The sequence below is a fragment of the Rosenbergiella gaditana genome (assembly GCF_018494065.1).
Taxonomy (GTDB): domain Bacteria; phylum Pseudomonadota; class Gammaproteobacteria; order Enterobacterales; family Enterobacteriaceae; genus Rosenbergiella; species Rosenbergiella gaditana.
The window spans coordinates 101,296-118,054 of record NZ_JABBFR010000002.1 but is presented as its reverse complement, the minus strand read 5'-3'; the positions used below and the strand labels follow the sequence as shown (position 1 = coordinate 118,054).

Here is a 16,759-nt window from a genome sequence, read left to right as displayed (position 1 = left end):
AATCTATGTCTACACTTAAATATGATTACTTTATTACGAATAAATCTAACTCAATGATTGACACTTGCAGAGGGACTTTATGAAGAAATTAGCGGGTATTATGCTGGGTGGTCTAGCGTTAGCGGTATTAAGTGGTTGTACGACTTACCGTCAAGCAGAAAGCTATGTGACTCAACCTGTGGTGAAGAATGTCAAGAAGGGAATGAGCCGTCAGCAGGTACACCAAATTGCGGGTACGCCTTCAACCGATATCACTATGGTACACGCGCGCGGAACCTGTGAAACCTACGTCATCGGTAAGGGTACAGATAATAAACCTGTTACCTATTTCGTTAGCTATAGCGGTAGCGACCGTGTGATGAACTATGGTTTCCAAAGCTGCCAAGAATACGATACTGACCCCCAAGTGGCTCAGCAATAATTGTAAAAATAGGGCCAATCTTTGGCAATGTTTATCAGTTAAGCTTTTAAGATGGCCGCAGCGGATAACGCTGCGGCCTCTTTTTTACCGCTCGTGGATGAGACTTGAGAACAGCATCCAGAGCCTGACTGAGCAATATAATAAAACCCTTAATCATCCACCACAGATTACGAATTTTTGTATCACCACCCGATCATCAAGGTCTTAACTGATCGGCATTCTCAATTTTTGGGGCTTTTTTTATTAATGAATGGAGGTCTCTTCGTGGTGCTCTCTTTCCATAATCGATTGATCGGTCTGTTTTAACCAGCGGCTGGTTAAGGTTCCTGCAGTCATCGAACCATTGACGTTCAATGCGGTTCTTCCCATATCTATTAATGGCTCGATTGAAATCAATAGCGCGACCAGCGTGACAGGTAAGCCTAAGGTTGGCAAAACGATTAGTGCTGCAAAGGTCGCACCCCCTCCAACACCGGCCACACCCACTGAACTCAAGGTGACTAATCCGACCAATGTTGCAATCCACATAGGTTCGAAAGGATTGATACCCATGGTTGGGGCAATCATCACGGCTAACATCGCAGGGTATAAACCCGCACAGCCATTTTGACCGATGGTTGCACCAAAGGATGCAGAGAAACTGGCAATCGACTCTGGGGTACCTAATCGTTTCTGTTGTGCTTCGATACTCAGTGGAATCGAGGCGGCACTTGAACGACTGGTAAAGGCAAAGCTAATCACTGGCCAGACCTTGCGGAAGTAGCGGAGTGGGTTGATCCCATTGACCGCCAGTAGCAGCGCATGCACACCGAACATGATGAGCAGCCCTAAGTAAGAGGCGAGCACAAAGGTACCTAACTTAACGATATCGTGGTAATTAGAGGTCGCTACAACTTTGGTCATTAATGCCATTACGCCATAAGGTGTGAGGCGCATAATCAGCCGAACTAATTTCATCACCCAGGCTTGTAAAATATCGATGGCGGCGAGCACACGCTGGCCTTTCTCTGGACTATCTTTCACTAATTGAATAGCCGCTGCACCCAGGAATACGGCGAAGATAACCACACTGATAATCGACGTTGGGCTCGCGCCAGTTAGTTCAGCAAACGGATTTTTCGGGATAAAGGAAAGAACAAGCTGCGGCACGGTTAAGTCAGCAACTTGTCCGACATAGTGGCTTTGAATCGCATCGAGTCGCGCGGTCTCTTTAACGCCCTGTACCAATCCTTCAGCACTGAGTTTGAATAACCCAGTGACGAATACAGCGACTAACGCGGCAATAGCCGTGGTGAACAGCAGAACGGCAATCGTCAGAAAGCTAATTTTACCCAATGAACTCGCATTATGTAAGCGCGCGACCGCACTGAGAATGGAAGCAAACACGAGTGGCATAACCACCATTTGAAGCAGTTGTACATAACCATTCCCGACAATATTGAACCAGCTGATAGAGGTAGTTAATACTGAATTATCGACGCCATAAACTGCCTGCAAGCCAATTCCAAAGAGTATACCAATGACCAGGCCACTGAATACACGCTTGGACAAGCTCCATTTATCGTTACCTATCGCGGATAACATCCATAACAGTAAAACGAAAATACCAATATTAATCACTAATGACCAATCCATGAATACCTCTATATAGCGTGCCCGACTCGGCAGTGTGGCGTTTGAAAAGGGGCAAACTTTACCATGGAGGGTCCATTCAGTGTTTATAACTAGAAGATCTATTTTATAACTAAATTAGCGTTAATGTGTAAAACGTAATAATAAGGGTGACCATTGCTGCCAAGTCTGATTCATTTGCTGTGAACCGACAGTAATCCACTGCTTAGTCAGACTTTCTGGTGTTAATACCGTAAAGGTTAATAGTGCAATACAGAAGTACCGCTCAGGCTGTGGGTGTTTTGATGCAGGCAGAATAGGCAGTCTAAAACGCCAGCGACAAGGCCAAAGCAGCGGGACGCCGGCGGGAGTGAGCATATCCGCAAGAATATGGCTCAAATATCCCAATACCATGCCTTGGATGACATCATTAGGTACCAATAAATTCGCAGGCAGTTTATTGATTAATAAAAAAACACCGATCGCTACTGCGATTAAGCTGTGTGTAAAGCCTCGATGGCCAAAAATTCGCGATATAGGCAAAGAGATCCAGCGTAGACGCTGACCTAAAAGTGACCTGGGGTGGTCGATATCAGGGAGAAGACTAGTCAGTAAACACGCCGGGATGAGGTGCCACCAATCGGCAGCACTGATAATTGGGGTTAAATCGTAGCGTTTAGCTGCGACGGCGGTCGCAAGCGCAAACAGTAAGTGGCCTTCGGCGGTCATGAGTTAATACACTTAAATCTGGAAATATGTCCAGTATAGATAAGTATACAGTATTTGTGAATAGTGACGTTGTAACAAGAGTTATCGCGCTATTTACCTTGCAACATCTCTAACGTCAACGCGTTAAGTGAGGAGAGCTTACGATCAGCCAAGGCCCAGACCGACCAATCAGCCTGTTCTTGTGCGGGAACGGTGAAAACTTTCATCCGCGCGGCTTTCGCTGCAACCATACCGTTAACGGAATCTTCAATCGCTAAGCAATTCAGTGGGTCGACACCGAGGGCATTGGCCGCATTTAAGTAGACCTGTGGGTGCGGCTTACTATAGGGCAACTTTTCTGCAGAGGAGAGGGTGATAAAATAAGGGTCTAATTCAAATAGACTGACGACGGTAGTAATCATCGGAATAGGTGAGGCGGAGGCTAATCCAATCTTAACGCCGGATTGTTGGCATAACTGTAATGCATGTTTCACCCCCGGCAGCAGTGGACGTTCGGTTTTAATTTTATCAATAACAAACTCGATAATTTGCTGTGTAATCAGCGTGGCACTCGCGCTTTTATTTCCTGCCACCTGCAACCACAGCTTTACGACCTGGTCGATACGCAGACCCGTGGTATCAGGAAGTTGCTGCTGAACCGTCGGATCAATACCGTGAGCCGCAAACACTGTTTGCTCGGCGGTTTTCCAATAAGGTTCTGAGTTAATTAAAATACCATCCATATCAAAAATTACGGCTTTAGTAGCATGAATACCGGACATTATCGCTCCAACGGGTCAGTGAGTTATTGGACCTATTGTTTCAACTACGATCGATTTGTCAAATAAGCTATGCTATTTATTAACAGATAAATTAATTGATAGGCAACATTATGACACTTACTGAAGCGCGGTATAACGCGATACTAAAGAAAAGTATTGGATGGCTCATTTTTATTATTGGTACGTTATCAACCGCTATTTCACTGCTCAATTATCTCAGTAGTCAGCGTGAGAAACTAGCCAGTATCAATGCAGTGCTTTCGGATTTTACTCGTGTAATTATCGATATGGTGCGATTTAATACAGCTTTTTTGAACCTCTTTTGGCAGCATTCACCAGTCCCCGATTTTGGAAACAGTACTAATATATTATTTTGGCTATTTTTTATGCTGGTGTTTTTCGGGATGGCGTTAAATGCTGCTGGATCACGCCAATGGCGGCAATATCGCTATGTAAAGGAGCAAATTGAAGATCATCATGTTATAGAGAATGCTTTGGGAGATCAAAACAGTGCTCTGCTTGCTATACAGCGTATAAACTTAACTAACCACAGTCCTTTCCGACAGTACTATCTGTTGTACATTTTACCCATTATGGTTGTGGTGGTCGGTTATTTTTTGCTGCATTGGCTGTCGCTTATCTAAATAAAGTTGATACGTTAAGCGCTCAGCGGCGTTTGACGTGCTTTTATCCACTCAGAAACAGTTATTGCTCTGATTTACACTTTCCCCTCTTTTATTTTCGAAATCTATCGTTATGATACGCACCCAGCTAAACCGTCTCCCAACGATTAGAAACGGGAGCTGATAGGCTGTCGCTATGCATTTACATTCAGGTATGCAGAGACTCTGCATTTTTGGACCCATTTCGTTAGTACAGGTCATTCAATGAAAGTTTTTAATAAAGTTGCATTCACAGTATTATTGGGCTTGGGTGGATTGAGCCAGCAAGCGCTTGCAGACAACGTCGTATTCACCTCGATGGACAATCCGGCTACGGCTAAAAAACCTTTTGACGGTTCAGCTTCTGCGGGTTATCTCGCTCAAAGTGGTAACACGAAAAGTTCTAACTTTACCGCCCAAACCAATATGACGTGGTTTCAAGATACCATGGCTTACAGTCTTTTCGGTAACGCCTCGAATACCTCTTCAAATGATGAACGCTCTTCGGAAACTTATAGTATTGGTGGTCGTACTCGTCATAACTTAAATACTGATGATTACCTCTTCGGTCAAGCGACTTGGCTTAGCGATCGCTTAAATGGCTACGATGGTCGTGATACGGCTACAGCCGGTTATGGTCGCCAAATCTTGAATGGTCCTGAGCACTCACTGCGTGCTGAATTAGGTCCAGGCGTGCGTTATGATGATTATCATGAAGGTGGACACAAAACCACCGCGCTCGCTTACGGTGCGTTAAGCTACCAATGGCAGTTGACGGACACCACCAAATTCATTCAAGGTGTTTCAGTATTAAGCTCGTTTGGTGAAGATACAACGGTTAACTCAGAGACTGGACTACAAGTTGCTATCAACTCAAACTTCTCGCTGAAGCTCGCCTATAACGTGACGTGGAACAATAATCCACCGTCATCCGCGCCAGACCGCACCGATACCAAAACATCAATCTTACTGTCTTACACCCTGTAAGAACCAGCCACCTGTGTTCACTACATGGGTGGCTAAGATAAATCTTAACCGTTCTTCTGCCGATGTTATTTGGGACTATGCTTAAGTTCCATTTAACTTTAACTGCAGGAGAACGCCGTGGACTCTTCCATAGGTAATCCCCCTCCCGATCTTAACGACAAATCGTTGGCACTGTTCTCGACGGCTCGCGAACGCTTAACGTTTTATCGCCAAGAGATTCATCAGGAAATTTCGTCTCTCGCTCAGCGTACTAATGCATTTTTTACCGCGCAATCCTTTATGGTCATTGCGTATTGCTCGGCAATGAATAATACCAATCCGCATTGGGGTGACCTCTATACGCTCTACATTCCAGTATTACTGACTATCTTTGGGGTGTTCAATTGCGTGAACTCCTATATCGAAATCAGCGCAGTCTATCGAGCGCTCGACCACTGGCAAGAAAAGCAGGATTGTCTATTGAGCTCTGATATTGTTATTGGTCATGCTTTTGACGAGCGTCCGCTTTTTACTCAACAGTATTATGCGAATAAAGCCCATCGCTACTCTATTTTCTTCTCAAGACGGTCAACTATCCTTTTGGCGCTATTGTGGCTAGTGCTAGGTGGCATTACGCTCTATTTCCATTTTTGGTGAAACCTATTCAGACTGTATCAAACGATAAGTAGGACTTATCATTATGAAGAGGCTAAACCTCCTGTCGAGAAGACCTCAAAATAGATTTGGCTTGCGGGGATACCACGTAGTTGTAAGTCGTCATTGATCGACTGAATAAATGCTACCGGTCCGCAAAGGTAAAAGTCAGCATCCTTAGAAAGTAATGATGAGGGAACGGATTGTAACATGAAGCGCCCACAAGCCCCTGCAGGGTGAGGGCGGGTGACACCGCGGCTATAATTAACAAAGGTTGTGACCTGAGAATGCTTTTGCGCGAGGCGGTTCACTTCTTCACCTAAGGCATAGTTATCTGCATCTTTTGCTACATGGATAAAACTGATTGCAGAAGGCGGCAGAGTTGAATGAGTGGCGCACGATTTACCGGATTCGGTAAGTCCCTCCAACATCGCTACCATGGGGGTAATACCGATACCTGCGCTGATTAGTACATTATGTTTAGTGGCATCTGCAATAGTAAAATTACCGATTGGGGCACTGACTTCTACATGGCTACCTACTTGCATCTGCTGGTGTAAAGTTGATGAGGCATACCCAGGATCGACCCCATTATCCTCCTTCACGGTTATTCTAAAAAATTGCCCGTTAGGTGCGCACGAGAGGCTATATTGACGTGGTTGCTTATAACCGAGGGCCGGAACCTCAACGCGTACCGAGATATATTGACCAGGAAGGTAATCAGGCAGAGGTAAATGATCATTAGGGGCTAAGTAAAAGGAGGTGACGTTCGCTGTTTCGGCTACTTTTTTTACAAGGGTAAAGTCACGCCATCCTACCCAGCTCCCGGTTGTCCGTTCCTGCTTAGTGTAAATTCTTTTTTCGGTATCAATCATCAATGTTGCCAATTCGTGATAGGCGGCCGTCCAAGCACCGATTAATTCATCTTCCATCGAGATATCAAGTACCTCACTGATTGAGTGGAGGAGATGTTTGCCGACAACCGTATAATCGGGAGCTTGAATAGTAAGACTAACGTGTTTTTGGCAGATCAAGTCGATAACAGGGAGTAACACACTGGGATCTTCAATATTTTCAGCATAAGCCAGTATGGCGTTTGCTAGGGCTTTAGCTTGGCGTCCCTCTCGCTGATGTCCCATGTTAAATGTCTCCTTCAGCTCAGGTACTTGGCTAAACATACGTTGATAAAAGTAGCCAGTCAGTGCTTGCCCGTTGGCTTTAAGCACGGGAATGGTCTGTTGAACGAGCGCTTTTTGATTTGTAGTTAACATCGTGATCTCCCTTGTAAGTTAAAAGTGTATTTTATATGCACCTTTAAGCTTGGCAAGTACGAATGAGCAATTAGTTCGAAATACTGATGTTCTTGCTTAGCAGGGAAGAAGTAAGTGGGTGTTTGTATTTTGATTAAATTGTTGTTTAGAATGGATATTAACGTAGTTAATCAATAAAGATGTGTTCCTTTCAAAGAGAATTATAAAATTTCTCTAGCGCTTCTTCCCGTTAACTATTGTGATAGTAGGATAGCGAGTTTTAGCCTATTTCTCCTCACTGAATCGCCCTGGAAGTGGTGGCTTAAAAGGTGAAGAGTTTATGAAATAGAAGCCGTACCCTTTAAGTCGTCTTCCTAAACCTGTAATATCATGTTTTCTGGGTTCCCCTCAGAAACGAAGAATTCGAAGTGTGTACCAAATGGTGTACCAAATTACAAAAAGTTAGGTTAAATCAAGACGCAATTCTTTGATTTTAAAATAGAAAATAATATAGCATGTAGCCTGTCGTGTGGGTTACCACTGCAATTAAGGATATATAATGCCAGTTATTACTCTTCCTGATGGAAGCCAACGTAGTTTTGATCATGCCGTTAGTGTGATGGATATAGCCCAAGACATTGGTCCTGGTCTTGCTAAAGCCTGTATTGCCGGACGTGTGAATGGCGAACTGGTCGATGCCGTTGATCCTATTACCGACGATGCAAACGTCTCCATTATCACCGCTAAAGATGAAGAGGGGGTCGAGATCCTCCGTCACTCTTGTGCGCACTTATTGGGGCATGCGATTAAGCAACTGTGGCCAAATACCAAAATGGCGATTGGGCCAGTCATCGATAATGGCTTCTACTATGATGTCGACCTTGACCACACATTGACTCAGGAAGACCTCGAAAAACTCGAAAAACGTATGCACGAGTTGGCCGAAAAAAATTACGAAGTCGTCAAGAAAAAAGTCAGTTGGCAAGAAGCCCGCGACGCGTTTGAAGCGCGTGGCGAAACGTACAAAATCGAAATTCTTGACCAAAATATTAGTCGTGATGATGAGCCAGGTCTTTATCATCACGAAGAATATATTGATATGTGCCGTGGTCCGCATGTACCGAATATGCGTTTCTGCCACCACTTTACATTACAGAAGTTAGCTGGGGCCTACTGGCGCGGTAACAGCGATAATAAAATGCTGCAACGCATTTACGGTACCGCGTGGGCAGATAAAAAGCAGCTTGCGGCTTATTTGAAGCGTTTGGAAGAAGCGGCTAAGCGTGATCACCGTAAAATTGGTAAGCAACTTGATCTCTACCATATGCAAGAAGAAGCACCGGGTATGGTCTTCTGGCATAATGATGGCTGGACAATTTTCCGCGAGTTGGAAACCTTTGTTCGCAGTAAACTCAAAGAGTATCAATACCAAGAAGTTAAAGGTCCGTTTATGATGGACCGCGTGCTGTGGGAAAAAACCGGGCACTGGGAAAACTATAAAGAAGCGATGTTCACCACGTCTTCTGAGAACCGTGAATACTGCATTAAGCCGATGAACTGCCCAGGTCATGTGCAGATCTTCAACCAAGGGTTAAAGTCTTATCGTGATCTGCCATTACGGATGGCGGAGTTTGGTAGCTGTCATCGTAACGAGCCATCAGGAGCCTTACATGGCTTGATGCGTGTACGCGGATTTACTCAAGATGACGCCCATATCTTCTGTACTGAAGACCAAATACTGGATGAAGTAAACAGCTGTATCCGTATGGTCTATGATATGTACAGCACCTTTGGCTTCGAAAAGATTGTGGTGAAGCTGTCAACTCGTCCTGAAAAGCGTATCGGTAGCGATGAGCTGTGGGATAAAGCAGAACAGGATCTAGCTCAGGCGCTGAAAAATAATGATATTGAATTTGAATATCAACCGGGCGAAGGGGCTTTTTACGGTCCGAAAATCGAATTTACTTTATATGATTGTCTGGATCGTGCATGGCAATGTGGTACAGTACAGCTCGACTTTTCTCTGCCTGAGCGTTTAGAAGCGACTTATGTCGGTGAAAATAATGACCGTCAAACGCCAGTTATGATTCACCGTGCTATACTAGGTTCAGTTGAGCGCTTTATTGGGATTTTGACCGAAGAGTTTGCAGGCTTTTTCCCAACGTGGTTAGCGCCACTGCAAGTCGTGGTGATGAATATCACCGATAGCCAAGCAGAATATGTCAACGAATTGACTAAAAAATTACAAAATGCGGGTATTAGAGCTAAAGCAGACTTGAGAAACGAGAAGATTGGCTTTAAAATCCGTGAGCACACATTACGTCGCGTGCCCTACATGTTAGTCTGTGGTGATAAAGAGGTCGAGGCAGGCAAAGTTGCCGTGCGTACCCGCCGCGGAAAAGACTTAGGTGTTTTCGATGTCGACGTATTGATTGAGACGCTGCAAAATGAAATTCGCAGCAGAAGTATTCATCAGTTGGAGGAATAAAGTATTAAAGGCGGAAAAAGAGTACAACCTACGCGTCCGAACCGCATCAATAGCGAGATTCGCGCAAATGAAGTACGTCTGACGGGGATCGAAGGCGAGCAGCTCGGTATCGTTAGTCTGCGTGAAGCTTTAGAGAAAGCCGAGGAGTCGGGTGTTGATTTAGTTGAAATTAGCCCGAATGCCGAGCCGCCAGTTTGTCGAATCATGGATTACGGCAAATTCCTCTATGAAAAAAGCAAGTCTTCTAAGGAACAGAAGAAAAAGCAGAAAGTTGTTCAGGTTAAGGAAATTAAATTCCGTCCTGGCACTGATGAAGGCGACTATCAGGTAAAACTACGCAACCTGATTCGTTTTCTCGAAGACGGCGACAAAGCCAAAATCACGCTACGTTTTCGTGGTCGTGAAATGGCACACCAGCAGATTGGTATGGAAGTGCTTAACCGCGTGAAAGAAGATCTGTCTGAACTGGCAGTGGTCGAATCCTTCCCATCCAGGATCGAAGGCCGCCAGATGATTATGGTGCTTGCGCCGAAGAAGAAGCAGTAGGCCATCAAGTAATGCTACGCCAACCTCGGTTGGCGCTGTATTCGCCTGTTGCTTTATATTATTAACAATGCGAAGTGGATATTTGTAAAAATGCCAAAGATTAAAACTGTACGTGGCGCGGCTAAGCGCTTCAAAAAGACTGCCTCTGGTGGTTTTAAGCGTAAGCACGCGAACCTGCGTCATATTCTGACTAAGAAATCAACTAAGCGTAAACGTCACCTACGTCCGAAAGGCATGGTGTCAAAAGGCGATTTAGGTCTAGTTATTGCCTGCCTGCCGTACGCATAAGTTACTTTTTTTAATTTCAGAATATAAAACAGGAGAGCTACTATGGCTCGTGTAAAACGTGGTGTTGTTGCCCGTGCTCGTCACAAAAAAATCTTAAAACAAGCTAAAGGTTACTACGGAGCACGTTCACGTGTTTACCGTGTTGCCTTCCAGGCAGTCATCAAAGCAGGTCAATATGCTTACCGTGACCGTCGTCAGCGCAAACGTCAATTCCGTCAGCTGTGGATCGCGCGTATTAACGCAGCAGCTCGTACGAATGGCATCTCTTACAGCCGTTTCATCAATGGACTGAAAAAAGCGTCTATTGAAATTGACCGTAAGATTTTGGCTGATATCGCTGTATTCGACAAATCAACCTTTACTGCGTTGGTCGAAAAAGCGAAAGCAGCACTGGCATAAGTCAGTAGAAAAGGGAGCTTGCTCCCTTTTTTATTTTTACTCTCTAGATTTTGGACTCTAAGCATGAATGCGGCTTTTTTTCGTTTCTTTATTTTCTTTAGCCTCTGACCAAGTGGGGCTTTAGCGCATGAGATAAGAAACGAAAAAACGCGCGAAAAGCCTCCATTAAGGAGGCTTTGTTGTTTTTAAGACTTGTCGTTATTAACTGTTTATATAGCATAACTTCCCAGATAGACTGGATAAAAGAGGAAAGACATGTCCCAACTCGCAGAATTGGTGTCCCAAGCAAAGGGCGCGATTGACGAGGCGACGGATATCGCCACATTAGACACGGTGCGTGTCGAATATTTAGGTAAAAAAGGTCACCTTACTTTACAGATGACCCGTTTACGCGAATTACCTGCGGAAGAACGCCCAGCGGCGGGTGCGGTAATTAACGAAGCGAAAAGCCAGGTCCAAGAACATTTAAATACGCGTAAAGAGTCTCTTGAGAATGCCGCGCTTAATGCTCGCTTAGCGGAAGAGACTATTGATATTAGCTTGCCGGGACGCCGTATCGATAATGGGGGGCTTCACCCGGTGACGCGTACCATTGATCGTATTCAAGGCTTCTTCAGTGAACTCGGTTTTAGTGTCAAAACAGGCCCAGAAATTGAAGATGCTTATCACAATTTCGATGCACTAAACATTCCTGCGCATCATCCCGCACGTGCGGATCATGACACGTTCTGGTTTGATGCTGATCGTCTTCTCAGAACGCAAACCTCTGGTGTACAGATTCGTACAATGAAGGCACAACAACCACCGATCCGTATCATTGCCCCGGGTCGCGTCTATCGTAACGATTATGATCAAACTCATACGCCGATGTTCCATCAAATGGAAGGGTTAATCGTCGATAAAGATATAAGCTTCACTAACCTCAAAGGCACCTTGCACGATTTCTTACGTAATTTCTTCGAAGAAGATTTACAAGTACGTTTCCGTCCTTCGTACTTCCCTTTTACCGAGCCTTCAGCAGAAGTTGATGTGATGGGCAAAAATGGCAAATGGTTAGAAGTTTTAGGGTGTGGCATGGTGCATCCTAATGTCTTACGTAGCGTCGGTATCGATCCTGACGTTTACTCAGGCTTTGCATTTGGTATGGGAATGGAACGTTTAACCATGTTGCGTTATGGCGTTAACGATCTCCGTGCTTTCTTTGAAAATGATTTACGTTTCCTCAAACAGTTTAAATAAGGGCAGGTTATCCAATGAAATTCAGTGAACTCTGGTTACGTGAATGGGTAAATCCGGCCCTAACGAGTGATGAACTCTCTAACCAAATTACTATGGCGGGTTTAGAAGTTGACGGCGTTGAGCCGGTCGCTGGCGAATTTAATGGCGTGGTCGTAGGCGAAGTCGTCGAATGTCATCTACATCCGAACGCCGATAAATTACGCGTTACCAAAATTAACGTCGGTAGCGATCGTTTACTCGATATAGTCTGCGGGGCGCCAAATTGCCGTCAAGGGTTAAAAGTCGCCGTGGCAACTGTCGGGGCGCTTTTACCGGGCGACTTCAAAATAAAACCGGCCAAGCTACGTGGCGAGCCGTCAGAAGGCATGCTCTGCTCCTTCACCGAGTTGGGCATTGATGTGGAGTCAGAAGGAATTATTGAACTCCCTGCTGACGCGCCAATTGGCCAAGACATTCGCGCCTATTTACAGCTCGATGACAACACTATCGAAATTAGCGTGACGCCAAACCGTGCTGACTGCTTAGGCATTATGGGCATTGCCCGTGACGTCGCTGTTGCCAACGGTATGCCGTTCAACGTGCCAGCGGTAGCCCCGCTCACGCCAACCAGCGACCGTCAGTTCCCTATTGAATTGACCTCAGGCGAAGCTTGTCCACGTTACTTAGGACGTGTGATTGAAAATGTTGATATCAATGCACCCACGCCACTTTGGATGCAAGAGAAACTACGTCGCTGCGGTATTCGTTCCATTGATGCGATTGTTGATATCACCAACTACGTTCTGCTTGAACGTGGTCAGCCGATGCACGCCTTCGACTTAGACAAGTTGAATGGAAAAATTGAGGTACGTCACGCGACTCAGGGTGAAACCTTAACCTTGTTAGACGGCAATAAAGTCACGCTTAACGAAGATGTACTGGTTATTGCTGATAATGATAAAGCGTTAGCGATGGCCGGTATCTTTGGCGGTGAAGAGTCTGGTATTACCCCTGCAACCCAGCATGTGTTGTTAGAGTGTGCTTTCTTCTCTCCGCTCGCGATCACTGGTCGTGCTCGTCGTTTCGGTCTTCATACCGATGCATCACACCGTTATGAGCGTGGCGTTGACCCTGCTGGCCAACATGCAGCGATGGAACGCGCCACAGAACTCCTGTTAGCGATTTGCGGTGGTCAAGCCGGTCCGGTTATTGAAAAGAGTGCTGAACAGCATCTACCAAAACCTGCGGCCATTACTTTGCGTCGGACTAAATTAGATCGCATTATCGGTCACGTTATTGCCGATGAACAGGTCACGGAAATCTTGACCCAATTGGGCTGTCAGGTCACTGCCTCTGCGCAACAATGGCAAGTTGTTGCACCGAGCTGGCGTTTTGATATGGAGATCGAAGAAGATCTTATTGAAGAAGTCGCTCGGGTCTATGGGTATAACAATATTCCAGATGTTCCCGTCAAGGCGAGCTTAATTATGCCCGCGCATCGCGAGGCGAATTTAGCGCTACAACGGGTTAAAACTTTATTAGTTGATAAAGGGTATCAAGAAGCCATCACCTATAGCTTTGTGGATCCGAAAACCCAAGCACTTCTGCATCCGCAACAAGAAGCGCTGATTTTACCTAGCCCAATTTCTGCTGATATGTCCGCAATGCGCTTATCGCTCTGGACAGGTCTGCTTGATGCAGTTGTTTATAACCAAAACCGTCAGCAAAGTCGTGTGCGGCTATTCGAAAGCGGATTACGTTTTATCCCCGATATGCAAGCACCGTTAGGGATCCGTCAAGAAATGATGTTAGCGGGTGTTATTACTGGCGCGCGTTGTGATGAGCATTGGTTAATAGAACGTCAAAACGTAGACTTTTATGATCTAAAAGGCGATTTGGAAGGGCTACTAGAGTTAACCGGTAAAACTGAGCAGGTCACTTTCCGTCGTACCGAGCATAGTGCGTTACACCCTGGGCAAAGTGCGGAAATTGTTCTTGCTGGTGAAGTCATTGGTTGGATGGGGGTTATACATCCTGAATTGGAACGTAAACTCGATCTGAACGGCCGGACAGTCGTCTTTGAGCTACTGTGGGATAAACTGACTGAGCGTGAAATTCCTCAGGCTAAGCCAATTTCTAAGTTCCCCGCTAACCGTCGTGATATTGCCGTGGTGGTATCAGAATCTGTCAATGCAGCAGATATTATCGCTGAGTGTAAGAAAGTTGGCGTAAATCAGTTGGTTGGCGTAAACTTATTCGATGTATACCGTGGAAAGGGGGTTGAGCCTGGTTTTAAGAGCCTTGCAATAAGCCTGCACCTACAAGATTCTACGCGTACACTTGAAGAAGAGGATATTGCTGCCACGGTAGCTGACTGTGTTGCAGCGTTAAAAGAGCGATTCCAGGCAACCTTGAGGGATTGAACCGATGGCGCTTACAAAAGCTGAAATGTCAGAATATTTGTTTGAAAAATTGGGTCTTAGCAAACGTGACTCTAAAGAGTTAGTGGAACTTTTCTTCGAAGAGATTCGCAGTGCGCTGGAGAAGGGAGAACAGGTCAAGCTATCGGGATTTGGTAACTTTGATCTTAGGGAAAAAAACCAACGTCCAGGGCGAAATCCTAAGACCGGTGAAGATATCCCTATCACTGCTCGTCGAGTAGTGACTTTTCGGCCTGGGCAGAAACTCAAAAGCCGGGTTGAAACTGCAGTGCCAAAAAAAGACTAATGCAATAACCCTAATAATAAAAGAAGCTGCCTTGGCAGCTTTTTTTATCTCTATCGCTTGCGTTATCGTTTAAGACAAGGAGTGGTGTAGGCTTATGTATAAAAAGTTACTCTCACGCAGTGTGCCTATTTTTGCAGTCCTTTTAACATTCTTAGTGATTGGTTGTAGCAGTCATGCACCGTCACCAAATGCCCGGCTGTCAAATCCCCGAGCGGTCCATCAGGTACTGAGTGACCAACTGGTTAAGTGGCGCGGAACACCTTACCGATATGGTGGCCTGAGCCGAAGTGGTATTGATTGTTCGGGCTTTGTCTACCGCACTTACCGCGAACGCTTTGGGATACAGCTTCCAAGAACGACACGTCAACAAAGCGATATAGGGACTCGTATTCGTAAGAAAGATCTGCTTCCTGGAGATCTTGTTTTCTTCAAAACCGGCTGGGGGGAAGGTGGATTGCATGTAGGCATCTACGATACCCAGAATCAATTTATCCATGCTTCTACTAGTCGTGGCGTTATGCGTTCGTCGTTAAATAATGTCTATTGGCAGAAAGTCTTTTGGCAAGCGCGTCGTTTATAACTGCTACGGCCCGAGGTGAAAATGAAATTCGAACATCAATGGTGTAATGAACTCCCTGAACTTTGTACTGAGGTAATGCCTACCCCATTACAAGAAGGCCGGCTCCTGTATTTGAATCGCGCTCTCGCTGACGACTTAACGCTTCCCTCGACAGAATCACTACAAAAATCGTCGGTATGGTGGGGGGGAGAACTCCTTTGTGGTATGCGCCCGATTGCCCAGGTCTACAGCGGACATCAATTTGGGGTATGGGCAGGGCAGTTAGGTGATGGCCGTGGTGTGTTACTCGGTGAACAACAGCTGGAGACTGGAACGAAGGTCGATTGGCATTTGAAAGGGGCGGGTAAGACGCCTTATTCGAGAATGGGTGATGGTCGTGCCGTCTTACGCTCAACGATCCGTGAGTTTCTGGCATCTGAAGCGATGCACGGTCTAGGTATTAAGACAACACGGGCGTTGAGTATCGCGATAGGCCAAGACTTAGTTCAACGCGAAGTGGCAGAGCCTGGAGCAATGCTTATTCGTACTGCTGAAAGTCATCTTCGTTTCGGCCATTTTGAGCACCTGTTTTATCGACAACAGACGGAAGAGCTGAAAAAATTAGCGGACTACAGTATTAACAATTTTTGGCCTGAATTGATTGACCAAGCGGACCGCTATTATCTCTGGTTCGCTGATATCGTGCGACGCACAGGCACGATGATTGGGAGATGGCAAAGTGTGGGATTTGCCCACGGTGTGATGAATACCGACAATATGTCGTTGCTAGGCTTAACGCTCGATTATGGTCCGTATGCCTTTATGGATGATTACAACCCTGAATTGATCTCTAACCACAGCGATTATCAGGGCCGTTATGCGTTTGAAAATCAACCCACAATTGGATTATGGAACCTCAATCGCTTAGCGCATGCTCTCTCTGGCCTGCTGCCTGCGGATAAGCTTAAATTAGCACTTAAAGAATATGAACCCGCACTGATGACGGCCTGGGGCGAACGTATGCGGGCAAAGCTAGGGCTTTATGAAGCACAACCAGAAGATAATGATTTATTGATTGAGTTCTTTGCCTTAATGGGACGAGAAAAAGCAGACTATACCCGGTCTTTCCGTCTACTGAGTTATTCAGCAGGCAGTGATAGGGGCGGTGTATTAAGGGACGATTTTATAGACAGAGCTGCTTTCGACAGCTGGTTTTTGCGTTATCAACAACGCGTGGGTCAAGAGTCGCTGGATCAATCACAGCGTCAAGCGAGGATGCTGGCTGTAAACCCTGCTATCGTGCTCCGTAATTATCTAGCGCAACAAGCGATCAGCGCGGCAGAACAAGGGGATACAACGGAGCTGGAAGCACTCCACTTAGCGCTCCAGAACCCCTTTGCACAACAGCTCGACGGCAGTGCATTCGCTAAGCCACCACCGGAGTGGGGCAAGCAGCTAACCATCAGCTGCTCAAGTTAAG

17 protein-coding genes and 1 other annotated feature are annotated in these 16,759 nt (G+C 45.7%); of the genes, 13 read left to right on the top strand and 4 right to left on the bottom strand.

Annotated features, from left to right (window positions below):
- The first annotated feature begins 79 nt into the window (after positions 1 to 79).
- A complete protein-coding gene (osmE, locus tag HH682_RS02005) occupies positions 80 to 421 on the top strand; it encodes an osmotically-inducible lipoprotein OsmE (RefSeq protein ID WP_214235743.1) in 342 nt (113 codons plus the stop codon).
- 243 nt (positions 422 to 664) lie between these two features.
- Here the strand turns inward: osmE and HH682_RS02000 are convergent, their stop codons facing one another.
- The 3 genes from HH682_RS02000 to hxpB form a co-directional block, all read right to left on the bottom strand.
- Positions 665 to 2,056, bottom strand: coding sequence for an L-cystine transporter (locus tag HH682_RS02000; protein ID WP_214235741.1), 1,392 nt, complete (start codon positions 2,054 to 2,056; stop codon positions 665 to 667).
- A gap of 120 nt (positions 2,057 to 2,176) precedes the next feature.
- Positions 2,177 to 2,761: a metal-dependent hydrolase gene (locus HH682_RS01995; protein ID WP_214235739.1), complete on the bottom strand. Its 585-nt coding sequence runs from the start codon at positions 2,759 to 2,761 to the stop codon at positions 2,177 to 2,179.
- 89 nt (positions 2,762 to 2,850) lie between these two features.
- Positions 2,851 to 3,522 carry a hexitol phosphatase HxpB gene (gene hxpB, locus HH682_RS01990; RefSeq protein ID WP_214235738.1) on the bottom strand — a complete coding sequence of 224 codons (672 nt, stop codon included), beginning with the start codon at positions 3,520 to 3,522 and terminating at the stop codon, positions 2,851 to 2,853.
- A 110-nt stretch (positions 3,523 to 3,632) separates the two neighbouring features.
- Here hxpB and HH682_RS01985 point away from each other — a divergent pair, with 110 nt between their 5' ends.
- The 3 genes from HH682_RS01985 to HH682_RS01975 all read left to right on the top strand — a co-directional run bounded on the left by HH682_RS01985 (position 3,633) and on the right by HH682_RS01975 (position 5,807).
- Complete coding sequence (locus HH682_RS01985; protein ID WP_214235736.1) at positions 3,633 to 4,166, top strand: YniB family protein; 534 nt, start codon at positions 3,633 to 3,635, stop codon at positions 4,164 to 4,166.
- Positions 4,167 to 4,409: 243 nt separating this feature from the next.
- Entirely contained in the window at positions 4,410 to 5,171 is a 762-nt protein-coding gene (locus HH682_RS01980) for a DUF481 domain-containing protein (protein ID WP_214235734.1), read from the top strand.
- 117 nt (positions 5,172 to 5,288) lie between these two features.
- Positions 5,289 to 5,807, top strand: a complete 519-nt coding sequence (locus HH682_RS01975) for a hypothetical protein (RefSeq protein ID WP_214235732.1) — start codon at positions 5,289 to 5,291, stop codon at positions 5,805 to 5,807.
- Positions 5,808 to 5,848: 41 nt separating this feature from the next.
- On the opposite strand, the gene hmpA is transcribed toward HH682_RS01975, so the two are convergent.
- Positions 5,849 to 7,075 carry an NO-inducible flavohemoprotein gene (gene hmpA / locus HH682_RS01970; RefSeq protein WP_214235730.1) on the bottom strand — a complete coding sequence of 409 codons (1,227 nt, stop codon included), beginning with the start codon at positions 7,073 to 7,075 and terminating at the stop codon, positions 5,849 to 5,851.
- A 538-nt stretch (positions 7,076 to 7,613) separates the two neighbouring features.
- Between hmpA and thrS the strand changes: the two genes are divergently transcribed.
- The 9 genes from thrS to HH682_RS01925 all read left to right on the top strand — a co-directional run bounded on the left by thrS (position 7,614) and on the right by HH682_RS01925 (position 16,758).
- On the top strand, positions 7,614 to 9,542 hold the full coding sequence (gene thrS / locus HH682_RS01965) for a threonine--tRNA ligase (protein WP_214235728.1): 1,929 nt from the start codon (positions 7,614 to 7,616) through the stop codon (positions 9,540 to 9,542).
- A gap of 3 nt (positions 9,543 to 9,545) precedes the next feature.
- Complete coding sequence (infC, locus tag HH682_RS01960; protein WP_092673954.1) at positions 9,546 to 10,088, top strand: translation initiation factor IF-3; 543 nt, start codon at positions 9,546 to 9,548, stop codon at positions 10,086 to 10,088.
- A gap of 90 nt (positions 10,089 to 10,178) precedes the next feature.
- On the top strand, positions 10,179 to 10,376 hold the full coding sequence (gene rpmI, locus HH682_RS01955) for a 50S ribosomal protein L35 (RefSeq protein WP_004157374.1): 198 nt from the start codon (positions 10,179 to 10,181) through the stop codon (positions 10,374 to 10,376).
- Positions 10,377 to 10,418: 42 nt separating this feature from the next.
- On the top strand, positions 10,419 to 10,775 hold the full coding sequence (rplT, locus tag HH682_RS01950) for a 50S ribosomal protein L20 (protein ID WP_092673952.1): 357 nt from the start codon (positions 10,419 to 10,421) through the stop codon (positions 10,773 to 10,775).
- A gap of 58 nt (positions 10,776 to 10,833) precedes the next feature.
- Positions 10,834 to 10,959 (top strand) — a sequence feature (Phe leader region).
- A 71-nt stretch (positions 10,960 to 11,030) separates the two neighbouring features.
- On the top strand, positions 11,031 to 12,014 hold the full coding sequence (pheS, locus tag HH682_RS01945) for a phenylalanine--tRNA ligase subunit alpha (RefSeq protein ID WP_214235726.1): 984 nt from the start codon (positions 11,031 to 11,033) through the stop codon (positions 12,012 to 12,014).
- Between the two features lie 14 nt (positions 12,015 to 12,028).
- Positions 12,029 to 14,416, top strand: a complete 2,388-nt coding sequence (gene pheT / locus HH682_RS01940; RefSeq protein ID WP_214235724.1) for a phenylalanine--tRNA ligase subunit beta — start codon at positions 12,029 to 12,031, stop codon at positions 14,414 to 14,416.
- A 4-nt stretch (positions 14,417 to 14,420) separates the two neighbouring features.
- Positions 14,421 to 14,720 carry an integration host factor subunit alpha gene (gene ihfA, locus HH682_RS01935; RefSeq protein ID WP_214235722.1) on the top strand — a complete coding sequence of 100 codons (300 nt, stop codon included), beginning with the start codon at positions 14,421 to 14,423 and terminating at the stop codon, positions 14,718 to 14,720.
- Positions 14,721 to 14,814: 94 nt separating this feature from the next.
- The gene (locus HH682_RS01930) at positions 14,815 to 15,300 is read left to right on the top strand and encodes a C40 family peptidase (protein ID WP_250318503.1); all 486 of its coding nucleotides are present in this window, start codon (positions 14,815 to 14,817) and stop codon (positions 15,298 to 15,300) included.
- A 15-nt stretch (positions 15,301 to 15,315) separates the two neighbouring features.
- Positions 15,316 to 16,758 carry a protein adenylyltransferase SelO gene (locus HH682_RS01925; protein WP_420826172.1) on the top strand — a complete coding sequence of 481 codons (1,443 nt, stop codon included), beginning with the start codon at positions 15,316 to 15,318 and terminating at the stop codon, positions 16,756 to 16,758.
- Position 16,759 lies beyond the last annotated feature (1 nt).